Annotated in this window: 18 protein-coding genes; 9 read left to right on the top strand and 9 right to left on the bottom strand. The window is 66.0% G+C overall.

The genetic code is table 11. The features are described 5' to 3' along the window. The 4 genes from OC446_RS08910 to OC446_RS08895 form a co-directional block, all read left to right on the top strand. A partial coding sequence (locus OC446_RS08910; RefSeq protein WP_410055041.1) for a tetratricopeptide repeat protein occupies nucleotides 1–368 on the top strand: 368 nt, incomplete at its 5' end. A 129-nt stretch (nucleotides 369–497) separates the two neighbouring features. Further along, nucleotides 498–1,292 (top strand): inositol monophosphatase family protein, encoded by a 795-nt coding sequence (locus OC446_RS08905; protein WP_262028675.1) that lies wholly within the window; start codon nucleotides 498–500, stop codon nucleotides 1,290–1,292. 125 nt (nucleotides 1,293–1,417) lie between these two features. After that, on the top strand, nucleotides 1,418–2,380 hold the full coding sequence (locus tag OC446_RS08900; protein WP_262028674.1) for a flagellar motor protein MotA: 963 nt from the start codon (nucleotides 1,418–1,420) through the stop codon (nucleotides 2,378–2,380). Beyond that, nucleotides 2,380–3,408: a peptidoglycan -binding protein gene (locus OC446_RS08895; protein WP_262028673.1), complete on the top strand. Its 1,029-nt coding sequence runs from the start codon at nucleotides 2,380–2,382 to the stop codon at nucleotides 3,406–3,408. Before OC446_RS08900 ends, OC446_RS08895 begins: the two co-directional genes overlap by 1 nt. A gap of 1 nt (nucleotide 3,409) precedes the next feature. Here OC446_RS08895 and pip read toward each other — a convergent pair whose 3' ends face one another. From pip to OC446_RS08880, 3 genes are all read right to left on the bottom strand, one after another. Next, nucleotides 3,410–4,363: a prolyl aminopeptidase gene (pip, locus tag OC446_RS08890; protein WP_262028672.1), complete on the bottom strand. Its 954-nt coding sequence runs from the start codon at nucleotides 4,361–4,363 to the stop codon at nucleotides 3,410–3,412. Between the two features lie 68 nt (nucleotides 4,364–4,431). Next, complete coding sequence (locus OC446_RS08885) at nucleotides 4,432–4,605, bottom strand: DUF3606 domain-containing protein (protein WP_114945969.1); 174 nt, start codon at nucleotides 4,603–4,605, stop codon at nucleotides 4,432–4,434. Between the two features lie 115 nt (nucleotides 4,606–4,720). Next, the gene (locus OC446_RS08880; RefSeq protein WP_262028671.1) at nucleotides 4,721–6,520 is read right to left on the bottom strand and encodes an ABC transporter transmembrane domain-containing protein; all 1,800 of its coding nucleotides are present in this window, start codon (nucleotides 6,518–6,520) and stop codon (nucleotides 4,721–4,723) included. 164 nt (nucleotides 6,521–6,684) lie between these two features. On the opposite strand from OC446_RS08880, the gene rpmE reads away from it, so the two are divergent. Beyond that, a complete protein-coding gene (rpmE, locus tag OC446_RS08875; protein WP_009763414.1) occupies nucleotides 6,685–6,924 on the top strand; it encodes a 50S ribosomal protein L31 in 240 nt (79 codons plus the stop codon). 78 nt (nucleotides 6,925–7,002) lie between these two features. Here rpmE and OC446_RS08870 read toward each other — a convergent pair whose 3' ends face one another. The 3 genes from OC446_RS08870 to OC446_RS08860 all read right to left on the bottom strand — a co-directional run bounded on the left by OC446_RS08870 (nucleotide 7,003) and on the right by OC446_RS08860 (nucleotide 8,658). Continuing rightward, entirely contained in the window at nucleotides 7,003–7,341 is a 339-nt protein-coding gene (locus tag OC446_RS08870) for a low affinity iron permease family protein (RefSeq protein ID WP_262028670.1), read from the bottom strand. Nucleotides 7,342–7,575: 234 nt separating this feature from the next. After that, the gene (locus tag OC446_RS08865) at nucleotides 7,576–8,112 is read right to left on the bottom strand and encodes a DUF1465 family protein (RefSeq protein ID WP_410055040.1); all 537 of its coding nucleotides are present in this window, start codon (nucleotides 8,110–8,112) and stop codon (nucleotides 7,576–7,578) included. Nucleotides 8,113–8,451: 339 nt separating this feature from the next. Continuing rightward, nucleotides 8,452–8,658, bottom strand: coding sequence for a DUF1192 domain-containing protein (locus OC446_RS08860; RefSeq protein ID WP_262028668.1), 207 nt, complete (start codon nucleotides 8,656–8,658; stop codon nucleotides 8,452–8,454). A gap of 101 nt (nucleotides 8,659–8,759) precedes the next feature. Here OC446_RS08860 and OC446_RS08855 point away from each other — a divergent pair, with 101 nt between their 5' ends. Together OC446_RS08855 and OC446_RS08850 are read left to right on the top strand one after the other, a co-directional pair. Continuing rightward, nucleotides 8,760–9,758: an NAD(P)H-quinone oxidoreductase gene (locus tag OC446_RS08855; protein ID WP_262028667.1), complete on the top strand. Its 999-nt coding sequence runs from the start codon at nucleotides 8,760–8,762 to the stop codon at nucleotides 9,756–9,758. A gap of 152 nt (nucleotides 9,759–9,910) precedes the next feature. Then, nucleotides 9,911–10,633: a DUF1013 domain-containing protein gene (locus tag OC446_RS08850; protein WP_262028666.1), complete on the top strand. Its 723-nt coding sequence runs from the start codon at nucleotides 9,911–9,913 to the stop codon at nucleotides 10,631–10,633. 55 nt (nucleotides 10,634–10,688) lie between these two features. Here the strand turns inward: OC446_RS08850 and OC446_RS08845 are convergent, their stop codons facing one another. Together OC446_RS08845 and OC446_RS08840 are read right to left on the bottom strand one after the other, a co-directional pair. Next, nucleotides 10,689–10,898, bottom strand: a complete 210-nt coding sequence (locus OC446_RS08845) for a hypothetical protein (protein ID WP_262028665.1) — start codon at nucleotides 10,896–10,898, stop codon at nucleotides 10,689–10,691. A 13-nt stretch (nucleotides 10,899–10,911) separates the two neighbouring features. After that, the gene (locus OC446_RS08840; protein WP_262028664.1) at nucleotides 10,912–12,825 is read right to left on the bottom strand and encodes a propionyl-CoA synthetase; all 1,914 of its coding nucleotides are present in this window, start codon (nucleotides 12,823–12,825) and stop codon (nucleotides 10,912–10,914) included. A gap of 113 nt (nucleotides 12,826–12,938) precedes the next feature. Between OC446_RS08840 and OC446_RS08835 the strand changes: the two genes are divergently transcribed. After that, entirely contained in the window at nucleotides 12,939–13,697 is a 759-nt protein-coding gene (locus tag OC446_RS08835) for a sulfite exporter TauE/SafE family protein (protein WP_262028663.1), read from the top strand. A gap of 77 nt (nucleotides 13,698–13,774) precedes the next feature. Here OC446_RS08835 and OC446_RS08830 read toward each other — a convergent pair whose 3' ends face one another. Then, entirely contained in the window at nucleotides 13,775–13,957 is a 183-nt protein-coding gene (locus OC446_RS08830) for a YdcH family protein (RefSeq protein ID WP_262028662.1), read from the bottom strand. Between the two features lie 304 nt (nucleotides 13,958–14,261). Here OC446_RS08830 and OC446_RS08825 point away from each other — a divergent pair, with 304 nt between their 5' ends. Further along, on the top strand, nucleotides 14,262–14,462 hold the full coding sequence (locus tag OC446_RS08825; protein ID WP_036361827.1) for a YdcH family protein: 201 nt from the start codon (nucleotides 14,262–14,264) through the stop codon (nucleotides 14,460–14,462). Nucleotides 14,463–14,467: the final 5 nt, after the last annotated feature.

The raw sequence follows: 14,467 nt of genomic DNA, 5'->3' as shown, positions 1-14,467 counted from the left end.
AGCGGAATTCCAGCGAGGCCGCCCGCCTCTTCGAGCGCGCGGCCCGCAACGGCAGCTCGGTCGGCGAGGTGGAATACGCGATCCTGCTCTTCAACGGGGATGGGGTCCCGGTCAGCGAATCCCAGGCCGCGCGCTATTTCCGCCGGGCCGCCGCGAAGGGCAACGCCATCGCCCAGAACCGCCTGGCCCGCCTGCTCGTCGCCGGCCGCGGCGTTCCCGCCAACAAGGTCGATGGGGCGGCCTGGCATATCCTGGCCGCCGCTCAGGGCCTGGCCGATCCCTGGCTCGACGAAGCCTTCAAGGAGCTGAGCACCGAGGACCGCAAGCGCGCCGAAAAGCTCGCCGCCGAACGGCTCGGCATGCGCTGAGCGCATGAAAACAGGCCCCGGGAGGGATCATTCGCGCCGCTGCTCGGTTGACCACCGCTTGACGCGAACCCTCGCGTGGTCCATCGACCACACTTCATTTCAAAACCGCTCTTTGCCAGGACTTGCCCGATGATCCGTTCGCCCCTCATGACCGTCATGACCGATGCCGTGATGAAGGCTTCGCGCTCGCTCAAGCGCGATTTCGGCGAAGTCGAGAATCTGCAGGTCTCCCGTAAAGGTCCCGGCGACTTCGTGTCGGCGGCCGACCGCAAGGCGGAGAAGATCCTGCGCGAGGCGCTCGAGAAGGCCCGGCCCGGCTACGGCTTCATCATGGAGGAGCAGGGCGTCGTCGAGGGCACCGACCCGAGCCATCGCTGGCATATCGACCCGCTCGACGGCACCACCAACTTCCTGCACGGCCTGCCGCAATTCGCCATCTCGGTCGGCCTGGAGCGCGACGGCCAGATCGTCGCCGGCGTGATCTACGATCCGGCCAAGGACGAGCTTTTCATTTCCGAGAAGGGCAAGGGCGCCTATCTCAACAACCGCCGCATCCGCGTGGCGGCCCGCACTGACGTGCCGGACGCCGTCGTGGCCTGCGGCCTGCCGCATATCGGCAAGGGCGATCACGGCCTGTTCCTGCGCGAATGCGCCTCCGTCATGGCCAATGTGGGCGGCATGCGCCGCTGGGGTGCCGCCGCCCTCGACCTCGCCTACGTGGCCTGCGGGCGCTTCGATGCCTATTGGGAACGAGGCCTGAACACCTGGGACATCGCCGCCGGCATCCTAATGATCCGCGAGGCGGGCGGTTTCGTGTCCGACGCGGATGGCGGCAGCGACCCGATGGCCAAGGGCTCCATCGCCTGCGGCAACGAGGTTATGCACCGCGAGCTGCTCAAGCTTCTGAAGAAGGCCAAAGGATAGTTTTCCGGGAGGTTCCGGCCGATATTTCTGTTCGTCCCGTCGAAGTCGGCCGTGGTCGCGCTTGATCCGGCGGACAGGGGCGGTCACATTGGTGCAGCTCCGAAGCACCAATGCACAGGATAACGATGGCGGACCAACCCCTTACCCCACCGCGGATTTACCTGGTCCGCATGGCGGTCTTCCTGGTTCTGGCAGGGTTCGTCGCCTTCATCCTCTACCGGCAGATCTGGTCGGCCTTCCAGGCCAATCCCGGCCTCAACGCCCTGATTCTCGGCGTCATGTTCATCGGCATCGTGCTGGCCATCCGGCAGGCCTGGCGGCTTTTTCCGGAGGTGCGGTGGGTCAACACCCTGCGCCAGACCGAGGAAGGGCTCGTCGCCCCCACCCCGCCGGTCCTGCTGGCGCCCCTGGCGGCGCTCCTCGGCAACCGGCCCGAGCAAGCCGGCTTTTCCGTCGCAGCGACCCGCTCGGTCCTGGATTCCATCGGGGCCCGTCTCGACGAGAGCCGCGAGATCGTGCGCTATCTCGCGGGCCTCCTGGTCTTCTTAGGCCTTCTCGGCACCTTCTGGGGCCTCATCGACACGGTCGGCTCGGTCGGGCGCATCATCTCGTCGCTCCGCACCGGCCAGGATACGGCCGTCCTCTTCGACGAGCTGAAGAACTCGCTCGCCGGCCCGCTCCAGGGCATGGGCCTGTCCTTCTCGGCCTCCCTGTTCGGCCTCGCCGGCTCCCTCGTCCTCGGCTTTCTTGACCTCCAGGCCGGCCAGGCCCAGAGCCGCTTCTACACGGAGCTGGAGGACTGGCTCGCCATCTCCACCCTGGACACGCCTGCCGACACGAGCATGCGTCCCGGCACCTCGCACGACCTGACCGTGGCGCTGAACCGGCTCACGGCCGCCGTCAACGACGGCGCGGGCGGCCGGGCCGCGACCCAGGCCATGGCCAACCTGGCCGAGGGCGTCCAGGGCCTCGTCCAGCACATGCGGGCGGAGCAGCAAATGATCCGCGACTGGGTCGAGGCCCAGGCGGCCCGCGAGAAGGAGCTGAAACAGGTTCTCGACCGTATCTCCCGTGAAAGGCTGCCCTGATGCCGATCTCGAGCGCGGGAGGACGCCGGCGGGGACGCAGCAGCCAGATCAATTACTGGCCGGGCTTCGTGGACGCCCTGTCGACCCTGCTGCTCGCCATCATCTTCCTGATCTCGGTCTTCACCGTCGGCCAGTTCTTCCTATCCCGGGAGCTTTCCGGCCGCGACACGGTCCTCGACCGCCTGAACCGCCAGATCGCCGAGCTGACCGATCTTCTGTCCCTGGAGCGCTCGAACCGGCGCACCATCGAGGACACGGTGACATCCCTGCAGACCACGCTGCGCGCCAACGAGGCCGAGCGGGCGCGCCTCCAGGGCCTTCTCGACAGCGGTGGCGCCGCGCAGGCCCAGGCGCAGGAGCTGGGCACGCAGCTCGAAACCGAGCGCCAGAACACCGGCCGGGCTCTGAGCCAGGTCGAGATCCTCAACCAGCAGATCGCCGCCATGCGCCGCCAGCTCGCGGCCCTGGAAGAGGCTCTCGCCGCGTCAGAGAACCGGGACAAGGAGAGCCAGGCCCGCATCGCCGACCTCGGCAGCCGCCTCAACGTCGCTCTGGCCCAGCGGGTGCAGGAGCTGGCGCGCTACCGGTCCGATTTCTTCGGCCGCCTGCGGCAGATCCTCGGCACCCGTCCGGACGTGCGCATCGTGGGCGACCGCTTCGTGTTCCAGTCGGAGGTTCTCTTCCCGGCCGGCCAGGCGACCCTGCGCCCGGAAGCCTCCGGCGAGATCGACCGCATCGCCTCCGCGCTCATCGAACTGGAGCGCCAGGTGCCTCCGGATATCCCTTGGGTGATTCGCGTCGACGGCCACACGGACCAACGCCCGATCGCGACGTCGCAATTCCCGTCGAACTGGGCCCTCTCGTCGGCCCGCGCCATCGCCGTGGTCCAGGCCCTGGTCGCCCGGGGCGTCCAGCCCCAGCACCTCGTCGCCGCCGGCTTCGGCGAGTTCCAGCCCCTCGACAACGGCACCACCGAAGAGGCCTATGCCCGCAACCGGCGCATCGAGCTGAAGCTGACGGAGCGGTGATTTACGCGAACCGATCAGTCGCGGCAACGATGCTCTCCGTCATGCCGGGATCGCGCGCATCATGCCCTGCCTCCCCGACGACGATCAGTTCGCTGCCCGGCCAATGCCGCTGAAGATTCCACGGTGTGACGAGCGGACCGCCGATATCGAGCCGGCCATGGATGAGGATGCCGGGAATGCCGGCGAGGCGGTTCGCATTCCGCACCAATACGCCATCCTCGAGCCAGGCGCGGTGGCGCCAGAAATGCGTGACGAGTCGCGCAAAGCCCAGCCGGAAGGCTGGGTCGTCGTAGCGGGGATGAGGCTTGTGGTTCCGATGGACTGCGACAATCGCCATTTCCCAATCGCACCAATCCCGCGCCGCCCTTTCATGAACGACAGGATCAGGATGCAAGAGGAGCCGGTGATAGGCCTCGATGAGGTTCCCCTCCCGATCCGCCTCCGGCACGCCTGACTGAAACCGGCTCCACGCCTCGGGGAAGAAGGCCCCGACACCGCGGGTGATCCACTCGATTTCAGCCGTCGTTGTGGTGGCAATGCTGAACAATACCATTTCCGTCACACGCTCGGGATATTGCTCGGCATAGGCGAGCGCCAGGGTCGAGCCCCAGGAGCCGCCGAGCACCAGCCATTGCTCGATTCCGAGATGCTGCCGCAGGCGTTCGATATCGGCGACGAGATGAGGCGTGGTGTTGGTGGAGAGGTCGATGCCGGGAGTGCTGGCATGCGGCGTGCTGCGCCCGCTGCCGCGCTGATCGAAGAGCACAACGCGGTAGGAGCGCGGATCGAAATATCGCCGTGCATTCACAGTGCAGCCCGAGCCTGGTCCTCCATGCAGCACCAGGGCAGGTTTCCCGGCAGGATTGCCGCAGGTTTCCCAATAGACGCGATGCCCGTCGCCCACAGCGAGCATGCCGGAGTCGGAGGAATCAATAGGAGGGTAGAGGTCGGACATCGGCCATGCTTACCATGCCGACACCGCCATGCCAGATATGACGCAAGGGTAAACGCAGCGTATTCCGCCTACCCCTTCCCCAAAGCCTGGGCGACGTCGTGAACCTGATCACCGACGCGGCGGATGGCTTCCACGACCTGCCGGCGCGGGACGTTCCAGCGGTCGGACCAGTACTGGAGATCCCACGGCTCGAGGATGTTGATGCGGGTCGAGTCCTGCGGATGTCTCCTGCTGACGCCCATGCCTGCGTTCCCGGCCTGTCCCAAGCGTGCCCTCGATCCGACGCAACGGTTTCGGCTCACATGGGAAGCACGGGCCGGATGTCAGCCCATGCCGGTGCATCAATTTCAGGCAGCCCTATTCCGCCGCCTCGTGGCGCTCCTCCGCGCTCGTGAACTGGAGCCGGGCGAGACGGGCATAGAGACCGCCCTGGGCGAGGAGGGATTCGTGGGTGCCCTCCTCCACGATCACACCCTTGTCCATGACCAGGATGCGGTCGGCGGAACGGACCGTGGCGAGGCGGTGGGCGATGACCAGGGTGGTGCGGCCTTCCATCAGCCGGTCGAGGGCGGTCTGGACCTTGCGCTCGCTCTCCGCGTCGAGCGCCGAGGTCGCCTCGTCGAGGAGCAGGATCGGGGCGTCCTTCAGGATCGCGCGGGCAATCGCCAAGCGCTGGCGCTGGCCGCCCGACAGGGTCACGCCGCGCTCGCCGATCATCGTCTGGTAACCTTCCGGCAGGGCCTGGATGAAGCCGTCGGCGGAGGCGAGTTCGGCGGCGTGCAGGACCTCGGCCTCCGTGGCGTCGGGGCGCCCGTAGCGGATGTTGTCGAGGACGGAGGCCGCAAAGATCGTCGGCTCCTGCGGCACGAGGGCCGTGCGGACGCGCAGTGCGGCAGGGTCGGCCTCCTGGACCGCGACCCCGTCGACCCGGATCGTGCCGCTCTGCGGATCGTAGAAGCGCAGCAGCAATTGCAGGATTGTGCTCTTGCCTGCCCCCGAGGGTCCAACGATGGCGACCCGCTCGCCGGATCTGACCGCAAAGCTCAGGCCGTGGATCGCGCGCTGGTCGGCGCGGGTCGGATAAGCGAAGTGCACGTCCTCGAACGCCACCGTCCCGAGCGGCGGCTCCGGCAGGGCCTTGGGATTCTGCGGCCGCTCGACGGCGGGCTTCGCCGCCAGGATTTCGCCGAGGCGCTCCGCCGCGCCGGCCGCCTGGGCAAGCTCGCCGTAGACTTCCGAGAGCTGGCCGAGGGAGCTTGCAGCGAAGACCGCGTAGAGCACGAACTGCGACAGGCGCCCGCCCGTCATCTGCCCGGCCAGCACGTCCTGCGCGCCGTACCAGAGCACGCCGACCACGCTCGCCGACACCAGGAAGATGCCCGCGCCGGTCAGGAAGGCCCGCATGGTGGTGGAGAGCCGGGCCGCATCGAAGGCCTCCTCGGCGGCGGCCGTGAAGCGTGCGGCCGTAAGGCTTTCCATGCCGAAGGCCTGCATGGTCCGCACGGCCCCGATGGCCTCCGCCGCATAGGCCGAGGCATCGGCGAGCCGGTCCTGCGCCGCCCGGGAGCGCCGCCGAACGGCACGGCCGGAGAAGACCAGGGGAAGGACGATGACCGGGATGGCGAGCAGCACGAGCGCCGAGAGCTTCGGGCTCGTGATGATCATGAGGACGGTCGCGCCGAGAAACAGAAAGAGGTTGCGCAGGGCAATCGAGATGCTGACCCCGAAGGCGGCCTTGACCTGGGTGGTGTCGGCCGTGAGCCGGGAGACGATCTCGCCGCTCTTGGTCTGGTCGAAGAAGGCGGGATCGAGGGAGGTCAGGTGCCGGAACACGGCGGAGCGCAGATCCGCCACCACCCGCTCGCCGAGGGTGATGACGCAGTAATAGCGAAGGGCGCTGGCGAGCGCGAGAACGCCCACCACCACGACCAGAAGGGCGAAATAGGCGCTGATATAAGCCCGCCCCTCCTCCGAAAAGCCGAAATCGATGACGCGCCTCACGGCGATCGGCATGACGAGCGTGGCGCCGGAGGCCACGGCGAGCGCCGCCAGCGCGGCCGCGATCCGCCCCTTGTAGGCTAGGCCGTAGGGGACGAGCGGCTTCAGGGCGCTGAGCGCAGCCTTGGGGCGGGTCTGCCCTTGGGAATGATCGGCCATGACACCTTGCGTCTTACGGAATCGCCACAAGGGGCGGTTTAGCACCTTTGCCCCGGCTTGTTTCAAGGTCTTAAGTGAGGTATAGGCGCGCATTCATCAATTCAGGCTCGATCTCAACATTGCGGGCTGACCAGATCTGGCTGGCCGCAAGAAGGACTATGGCAATGGCGCGCAAAGAAACCGATCACCCCGATTACCACTTCATCAAGGTGGTCATGACCAACGGCACCGAGTACACGACCCGCTCGACCTACGGCAAAGAGGGCGACACTCTCAACCTCGACATCGACCCGAACACCCACCCGGCCTGGACCGGCGGTACGCAGCAGCTCCTCGACCGCGGCGGCCGCGTGTCGCGCTTCAACTCGAAGTTCGGCGGCCTGGGCCTCGGCGCCAAGAAGTAATCCGCGTCCTTCGGACCGGAATCAAAAAAGCCCCGCTTCGGCGGGGCTTTTTCTTTGGCGGTTGTGTCCGGATCCCCCTCAGGCAGCCTCCCTGACGGTAGGCTCGTCGGGAGCCTTCAGGGTGCGGATCTCGCGGAGAAGCTCCCGGTTCAGGAGTTCCAGCGAGCGCAGACGCTCTTCCATCTCGTCGATGGTGCGGTTGCCGGTATTCTGCAGCAGGAACACCATCAGGAAGGTGCAGATCGTGGTGCCGGTGTTGATCACGAGCTGCCACGTGTCGGAGAATTGGAAGACGGGACCGGAGATGGCCCAAACGGCCACGAGCAGGCTGGCCGCCATGAACGCATAGGGGCTGCCCAGGTTGTCGGAAATCCATTCGGACAGGATTTCGAAACGATTGGTGATGAACTTTTTCATGGAACTCTCCTCGCGACCAGCCGCCACGGGCCCGATCGCAGGAGAGCCGAGCGATCAGCCTTCTGCGCGAACCTGAGGCGGCATGGTCTTTCGACTGTCGCTTGACATGGGTTGCATATCCTTCGATTGACGGCACAAGAGCGGCCGACAGGTTAGGTTTAGCCCTTCAGACAGGGGTTTCAACCCTTCGCGGGGGAGTTACGGCCGGGTGCGGCATCATGGCCGCTGCCCTGGTTATTCCATCGTGCCGAAGGCCCTCTGTAGCATCCCGAGCTGGGTCGCAACCGGGTTGGGGACTGGGGCCCGAGGAGCCTCCTCGGCCTCCGTGATGAGGCGTTCGAGATGCAGGATCCGGGCGTGAAGCCGGGTCGCGAGGCCCATCAGTTCCCGCAGGCGCGCGGGGAGCCCCTCGTATTCCGCGATGGTGGTCGCGGTGTCCTGCGAGTTCAGGCGCACGCGGTTCTTTTCCAGCTGCGCCTGATCGGCCGTGATCTCCCCTTCCGCCACGGCCCGCTGCAGCAGCAGCCATGAGGCGACCTGCATCAGGCGGGTGGTGAGGCGCATGCTCTCGCTGGCATAGACGAGGCTCGCCTGACGCGGCAGGTGGCGGGATTCCTCCCGGCCCGGGCCGTCGAGATACGCGGCCGTTTCCTCGATGAGCTCCATGCCCTCCTGGAAGAGCGCCTTGAAGGCCTCGGAACCCACGAAGCTCTGCCCGAACCGGACAGGATCGACGTCGAGCTGGATCACGTCGGGTTCGTTCACGCACATCTCCCAAAAATCTGCCCTCCGCGCCTCGCGGGCGGCGGGTACGAACTGTTGAGATGAGTATAGGACGGAAGGATCGGGCTTGCCTCGGTAACCTCTTCTTAAGGTTAAGGCAGCACCCCGGCAGGACAAGGGGACCCGGTTTCCCGCGCAGGGCACCGGAAGCCGAGGCCGGGCCCATAAAAATCGAGCCGCGCGAGGCGGCTCTTGAAGTCTAACAGGGAAGCGTCAAACAGAGTGGGCTTCGAAGCCACTCGGCATCCAGGGAGAAGCCCGGATGTCTTCCGGTCTATCCGGGAATGGTTAATGCACCGTTAAGAACGTTTCTTTGTGACAGAAACGTCAGCCCTGGCCGAGCTTGAAGAAGGCGCTCGCGGCCGCGCGGGAGTTTTCCTTTCGAGCCCTCGCCTCCTTGATGCGGGCGATCTCCTGCTCCAGCATCTCGACGCGCTCGTCGAGTTCGTCGATGGAGAGCATCGAGAGGTCCTGGCCGATCTCGTGCCCGCTCATGATCGGGCGCGGCTCGTCGGCGAAGGGATCGAGGGCCATGGCATTCTCCTCTTCAACGGTTGGTCATTCAGTCAATCTGGCATGTATTCCTTGGCAGCGAAGCCTATATCCCGGGAGAGTGTTGACCAAAGGAGGGAAAAATGGGGCAGATCCCTGAGATGATGCGGGCCGTGATCGCCGAGGGAAGCGGCGGACCGGAGGTTCTCAAGGTGGTCCAGCGCCCCGTTCCCAGGCCCAAGGAGGGCGAGATCCTGGTGCGGGTGAGGGCCGCGGGCGTGAACCGCCCCGACGTGATCCAGCGGCAGGGTGGCTATCCGCCTCCTCCCGGCGCTCCCGATATCCTCGGGCTCGAGATCGCCGGCGAGGTGGCGGCCACGGGTCCGAACGCCGCGCGCTTTTCAATCGGCGAACCCGTCATGGCTCTGGTGCCGGGCGGCGGCTATGCGGACTACGCGGTCGTCCACGAGAGCAATGCGCTGCCCATTCCCGCCGGCCTCTCCTTCGCGGAAGCGGGCGCCGTTCCGGAAACCTATTTCACCGTCTGGACCAACGTGTTCGACCGAGGCCGCCTGCAATCGGGCGAGACGCTCCTCGTCCATGGGGGAACCTCCGGTATCGGCACCACGGCGATCCAGCTCGCCAAGGCCTTCGGCGCCACCGTCATCGCCACGGCCGGCAGCCAGGACAAATGCGACGCCTGCCTGCGGCTCGGCGCCGACGTGGCGATCAACTACCGGAGCCAGGACTTCGTCGCAGTCGCCAAGGAGGCCACGGGCGGGCGGGGCGTGGACGTGATCCTCGACATGGTCGGCGGCGATTACATCTCCCGCAACTACGAGGCCGCCGCCCAGGATGGCCGGATCGTGCAGATCGCCTTCCTGCAGGGACCCAAGGCCGAGGTCGATTTCCGCCGCCTGATGGTCAAGCGGCTGACCCATACGGGTTCGACCCTGCGCCCGCGCTCACCGGCCGAGAAGGCCGACATCGCCGAGGCCCTGGAGGAGAAGGTCTGGCCGCTTCTGGCGCAGGGGCGGTGCAGGCCGGTGATGGATTCGACCTTCGGCTTCGAGGACGTGGCAAAGGCCCATGCGCGGATGGACGGGGGCGAGCATATCGGGAAGATCGTTCTCACCCTTTAAAATTTGCAACATACCGGCACGATCCCTATAATCATCTCGTTTCCCTCACATCGTGAGACGAGATGCTCCGGTCCGGACCGGTTCGGAGCGCGAGAGAGTTTTGCCGTGCGGCGCCGATGATCCGGCGCCCGGCCTGAAGGAGGTTCACGTAGATGTCCCAGGGACCGTTGATGCCGAAGGCGACAGCCGTCTGGCTCGTCGAGAATACATCGCTGTCGTTCGACCAGATCGCCGATTTCTGCAAGCTGCACCCGCTCGAGGTGAAGGGCATCGCGGACGGCGAGGTCGCGGCCGGCATCAAGGGCCTCGACCCGGTGACCACGGGGCAGCTGACCCGTGAGGAGATCGAGAAGGCCCAGAAGGACCCGACCCATCACCTCCGCCTCGCCGAGTCGCGCGTGAAGCTGCCGGAGCAGAAGCGGGTCAAGAAGGGTCCGCGCTACACTCCCGTGTCCCGCCGACACGACCGCCCGAACGCGATCCTCTGGCTGGTGCGCAACCATCCCGAGCTGAAGGACGCGCAGATCATGCGTCTGGTGGGCACCACCAAGACGACGATCCAGCAGGTCCGTGAGCGTACCCACTGGAACTCTGCCAGCCTCTCGCCCATGGACCCGGTCACCCTCGGCCTGTGCTCGCAGATCGACCTCGACTTCGAGGTACAGCGCGCCGCCAAGGACCGTCCGCATGTGGAGGCTCAGGACCATGGCGGCACCCTGATGCCGGCCGAGGTCTCCACGGCCCCCGAGCGGGTCGACCCCTTCGCCGACATGAGCCGCCCGAAGCCGGCCCAGGAAGAGAACATCGACGTCAACTCGGTCTTCGCCAAGCTCAAGCAGCTCAAGCGCGACGACGAGGACGAAGACGAGGAATAAGCGTCCTCACGCACAAAGGCCCGGATCGCTCCGGGCCTTTTTCGTTTTCAGCCTCTTATCCTTGACGTTTCGGCCGCCTTCGCGGTGGCTTTGCCGGCCGGTCGCGGTTGCGTTCGAAGCTTGTCTTCGCCCCCACGGCATCCGCTCGCGCAGTTTGGCGGAAATCCTTGGCCGCTCGATGAGCCAGCGCCTTTTCATCATCCCCAAGGACTTGCGCCAGCAAAGCTTCGAAACGGCCCTGCGCGTCCTCTTCCTCGTCCGGCATCCGTAGAGCCTCCCTACCCGGCAAGCCCCCTCGCCCTCAGCGCATCGCCGATCTCAGACAGGATCATGGGATCGTCGATGGTGGCGGGCGTCGACCAGGTGTCGCCGTCGGCGATCTTCTTCATCGTGCCGCGCAGAATTTTGCCGGAGCGGGTCTTGGGCAGGCGCGCCACGGTGATCGCGAGCTTGAAGGCGGCCACGGGGCCGATCTTGTCGCGCACCAGAGCCACGAGTTCGGCCTCGATGGCTTCGGGCGGCCGGTCGATGCCGGATTTGAGCACCACGAAGCCGCACGGCACCTCGCCCTTGAGCGAATCCTTCACGCCGATCACGGCACATTCCGCGACCGCCGGGTGGGAGGCCAGCACTTCCTCCATGCCGCCCGTGGACAGGCGATGGCCCGCGACGTTGATGATGTCGTCGGTGCGGCCCATGACCCAGATATAGCCGTCCTGGTCGAGATAGCCCGCGTCCGAGGTGTTGTAGTAGCCGGGATAGACCGAGAGGTAGGCTTCTCGGAACCGCTCGTCCGCCTGCCACAGGGTCGGCAGGGCGCCGGGCGGCAGGGGCAGCCTGATGACGATGGCTCCCATCGTGTTGGGGCCGACCGGCCTGCCGCCTTCGTCGAGCACTTCGAGAATGTATCCCGGCATCGGCACCGTGGGCGAGCCATGCTTCACGGGCAGCGCACCCAGGCCCAGCGGATTGCCGGCGACCGGCCAGCCGGTCTCCGTCTGCCACCAATGATCGATGACCGGCACCCGCAGGATGTCCTCGGCCCATTGGACCGTGTCGGGATCGGCCCGCTCGCCCGCCAGGAACAGGGCACGGAACGAGGAGAGGTCGTATTGTTTCAGGAGTTCCGCCTTCGGATCCTCCTTCTTGATGGCGCGGAAGGCCGTGGGCGCCGTGAAGAGGGTCACGACCCCATGGTCGGAGATCACGCGCCAATAGGCGCCCGCGTCGGGCGTTCCCACCGGCTTGCCCTCGTAGAGGATGGCCGTGCAGCCGTGGAGCAGCGGCCCGTAGACGATGTAGGAATGGCCGACCACCCAGCCCACGTCGGACGCGGCCCAGAACACCTCGCCGGGCTTCACGCCGAAGAAATGCTCCATGGACCATTTGAGAGCGACCATGTGGCCGCCGTTGTCACGCACCACGCCCTTGGGGATGCCGGTGGTTCCGGAAGTGTAGAGCACGTAGAGCGGGTCGGTCGCCGCCACGGGCACGCATTCGGCTTGGCGGCCCTTCGCCTTCGCATCAGCGACGGCGCCCGCCCAATCCCGGTCGCGACCCTCGATCAGGTCGCAGGCGAGCTGCGGCCGCTGGAAGACGAGGCAGGCCTGCGGCTTGGACGAGGACAGCGCGATCGCCTCGTCCAGCAGCGGCTTGTAGGGAATGACGCGACTGCCCTCGATCCCGCAGGACGCGGAGAGGATGACCTTTGGCTTCGCATCGTCGATACGGGTCGCCAGCTCCTTGGCGGCGAAACCGCCGAAGACCACAGAATGGATCGCCCCGATGCGGGCGCAGGCCAGCATGGCGAAACTCGTCTCCGGGATCATCGGCATGTAGATGACGACGCGGTCGCCCTTCGCGACGCCCATGTCCTGCAGCACGGCCGCAAGCGTCGCGACCTCGTCCCGCAGCTCGGCATAGGTGATGCTGCGCTTCGTGCCTGTGACAGGGCTGTCGTAGATGATCGCCGCTTGGCCGCCCCGGGTCGCCGCATGGCGGTCGACGGCGTTGTAGCAGGTGTTGCACTCGGCCCCGAGGAACCAGCGGCCATAGACGCCGGCTTCGCGGTCGAACACCGTCTCGGCCGGTTTGATCCAGTCGATCTCCCGCGCCGCCTGCTCCCAGAAGCCGACCGGATCGGCTTTCCAGTCGGCATAGACCTCATGATAGCGGCTCTGGGCGGATGGCATGGCGTTCCCCCTTGCGTTCTCTGCATGAGACTTCAAGCGCCTGCTGTGGTAGCAGGCCATCAAGCCGTGGTCAGGGGCGACTTTCGGTGAGTCGACTTTCGGCGAGTGCTGTCGTGATTACCGATCCCCTCTTCTATGCCGCCGCCATTCCCGCGGTGATCCTGCTCGGACTGGCCAAGGGCGGCTTCTCGGGGCTCGGCGCCCTCTCGCTGCCCCTGATGGCCCTGGTGGTGTCGCCCGTGCAGGCGGCCGCCATTACCCTGCCGATCCTGATCGTGCAGGACGTGGTGTCGGTCTGGGCCTACCGGCGCACCTGGGACCGGCGCAACGTGGTGATCATGCTCCTGGGCGGCATCTCGGGCATCGTGACGGGCTATCTCCTGGCCGCCCAGGTGTCCGACGCCGCCGTCAAGCTGGCCGTCGGGATCATTTCCGTGGCTTTCGCCATCCGCCGCATGGTGGTGGAACGCCGCGCGAGCCCGCCGAAGGCCGCGCCGGCCGACGTGCCGCGCGGCATCTTCTGGGGCTGGGTCACGGGCTTCACCAGCATGGTCGCCCACGCGGGCGGGCCGCCCTTCCAGATCTACGTCATGCCCCAGCGGCTGCCGCGGGACATCTTCGTCGGCACCGGAGCCGTGCTCTTCGCGATGATCAACTGGATCAAGGTGCCGCCTTATCTGGCGCTCGGGCAGTTCACGGCCGAGAACATGGCCACCGCGGGCGCCCTGTTCCCGGTTGCCATTGCGTCGACCTGGGCCGGCGTGCTGCTGGTGCGGCGGGTTTCGGGCCAGGCCTTCTACACGGCCGTCTACGTCCTGCTGATCCTCGTCGGCGCCAAGCTCATCTATGACGGCGCGGTGACCTATCTGTAGGATCTCCACGAAAAAGCCGTCGCTCCTTGAGTAAAGCGACGGCTTCTTCAGTTGGAAAAATGCGAGGGTTCGGGTGGCTAGTGCACCACCGAATCGGACGTTCTCAGTCTCGTAATCTCGTCCTTGAGCTGAAGCTTCTTCCGCTTGAGCTCTGCCAGCCTCATGTCATCTGCCGACGGTCTGTTGAGAGTATCCTGGATTTCGCGCTCGAGGGCGCGATGCTTCCGTTCCAGCTCCGTCAGGTGATTCTGCAGCGGCATGTCAGTTCCTCCTATTCGATCTACTGACGGGGAACATTGTGGCAGATAGAGTGTGGCGAGTCGAAGGCGAAATTCAAAGATTCGAGAGTAGAAGATGCTCCGGCTCTCTTGCTCTCCACAGGGCCCGAGAGCATACTTCCGCCCCATTGTGGCCCGGCCGCTGAAAGCGGTCTGGCATCTCGCGCATCGTGCGGAAAAGAGGGCCCGGTTTCCGCAGCCTGCGATGCGCCGCTTAAGGGATTGAGCATCGGATCGATCCCAAAAGTGGAATCCACTTTTGGGCCTGAGGCTCTAGGTATTTTCAATGACAGAATTGGCTGAACTGGAAGCGGAATTGGCCCGTCTGAAGCAGGAGCACCGTGATCTCGACATGGCCATCGACGCCCTGGAGAGCATGGTCGCCGGGGACCAGCTCCAGGTTCAGCGCCTCAAGAAGCGCAAGCTCGCCCTCAAGGACCAGATCATCCGCCTCGAAGATCAGCTGACCCCCGACATCATCGCCTGAGAATC

This window comes from Microvirga sp. Mcv34 (genome assembly GCF_024519725.1).
In the GTDB taxonomy this organism is placed as follows: Bacteria; Pseudomonadota; Alphaproteobacteria; order Rhizobiales; family Beijerinckiaceae; genus Microvirga.
This window is presented reverse-complemented; position numbering and strand designations above follow the sequence as displayed.

Coding starts and splice junctions, on each gene's coding strand:
- OC446_RS08840 (WP_262028664.1), bottom strand. CDS start 12,825: ATGCCATCCGCCCAGAGCCGCTATCATGAGGTCTATGCCGACTGGAAA.
- OC446_RS08870 (WP_262028670.1), bottom strand. CDS start 7,341: ATGAAAAAGTTCATCACCAATCGTTTCGAAATCCTGTCCGAATGGATT.
- OC446_RS08830 (WP_262028662.1), bottom strand. CDS start 13,957: ATGCCGCTGCAGAATCACCTGACGGAGCTGGAACGGAAGCATCGCGCC.
- OC446_RS08895 (WP_262028673.1), top strand. CDS start 2,380: ATGCCGATCTCGAGCGCGGGAGGACGCCGGCGGGGACGCAGCAGCCAG.
- OC446_RS08825 (WP_036361827.1), top strand. CDS start 14,262: ATGACAGAATTGGCTGAACTGGAAGCGGAATTGGCCCGTCTGAAGCAG.
- OC446_RS08845 (WP_262028665.1), bottom strand. CDS start 10,898: ATGCCGGACGAGGAAGAGGACGCGCAGGGCCGTTTCGAAGCTTTGCTG.
- OC446_RS08865 (WP_410055040.1), bottom strand. CDS start 8,112: ATGTGCGTGAACGAACCCGACGTGATCCAGCTCGACGTCGATCCTGTC.
- OC446_RS08850 (WP_262028666.1), top strand. CDS start 9,911: ATGTCCCAGGGACCGTTGATGCCGAAGGCGACAGCCGTCTGGCTCGTC.
- OC446_RS08855 (WP_262028667.1), top strand. CDS start 8,760: ATGGGGCAGATCCCTGAGATGATGCGGGCCGTGATCGCCGAGGGAAGC.
- OC446_RS08880 (WP_262028671.1), bottom strand. CDS start 6,520: ATGGCCGATCATTCCCAAGGGCAGACCCGCCCCAAGGCTGCGCTCAGC.
- pip (WP_262028672.1), bottom strand. CDS start 4,363: ATGTCCGACCTCTACCCTCCTATTGATTCCTCCGACTCCGGCATGCTC.
- OC446_RS08900 (WP_262028674.1), top strand. CDS start 1,418: ATGGCGGACCAACCCCTTACCCCACCGCGGATTTACCTGGTCCGCATG.
- OC446_RS08885 (WP_114945969.1), bottom strand. CDS start 4,605: ATGGGCGTCAGCAGGAGACATCCGCAGGACTCGACCCGCATCAACATC.
- OC446_RS08860 (WP_262028668.1), bottom strand. CDS start 8,658: ATGGCCCTCGATCCCTTCGCCGACGAGCCGCGCCCGATCATGAGCGGG.
- OC446_RS08905 (WP_262028675.1), top strand. CDS start 498: ATGATCCGTTCGCCCCTCATGACCGTCATGACCGATGCCGTGATGAAG.
- rpmE (WP_009763414.1), top strand. CDS start 6,685: ATGGCGCGCAAAGAAACCGATCACCCCGATTACCACTTCATCAAGGTG.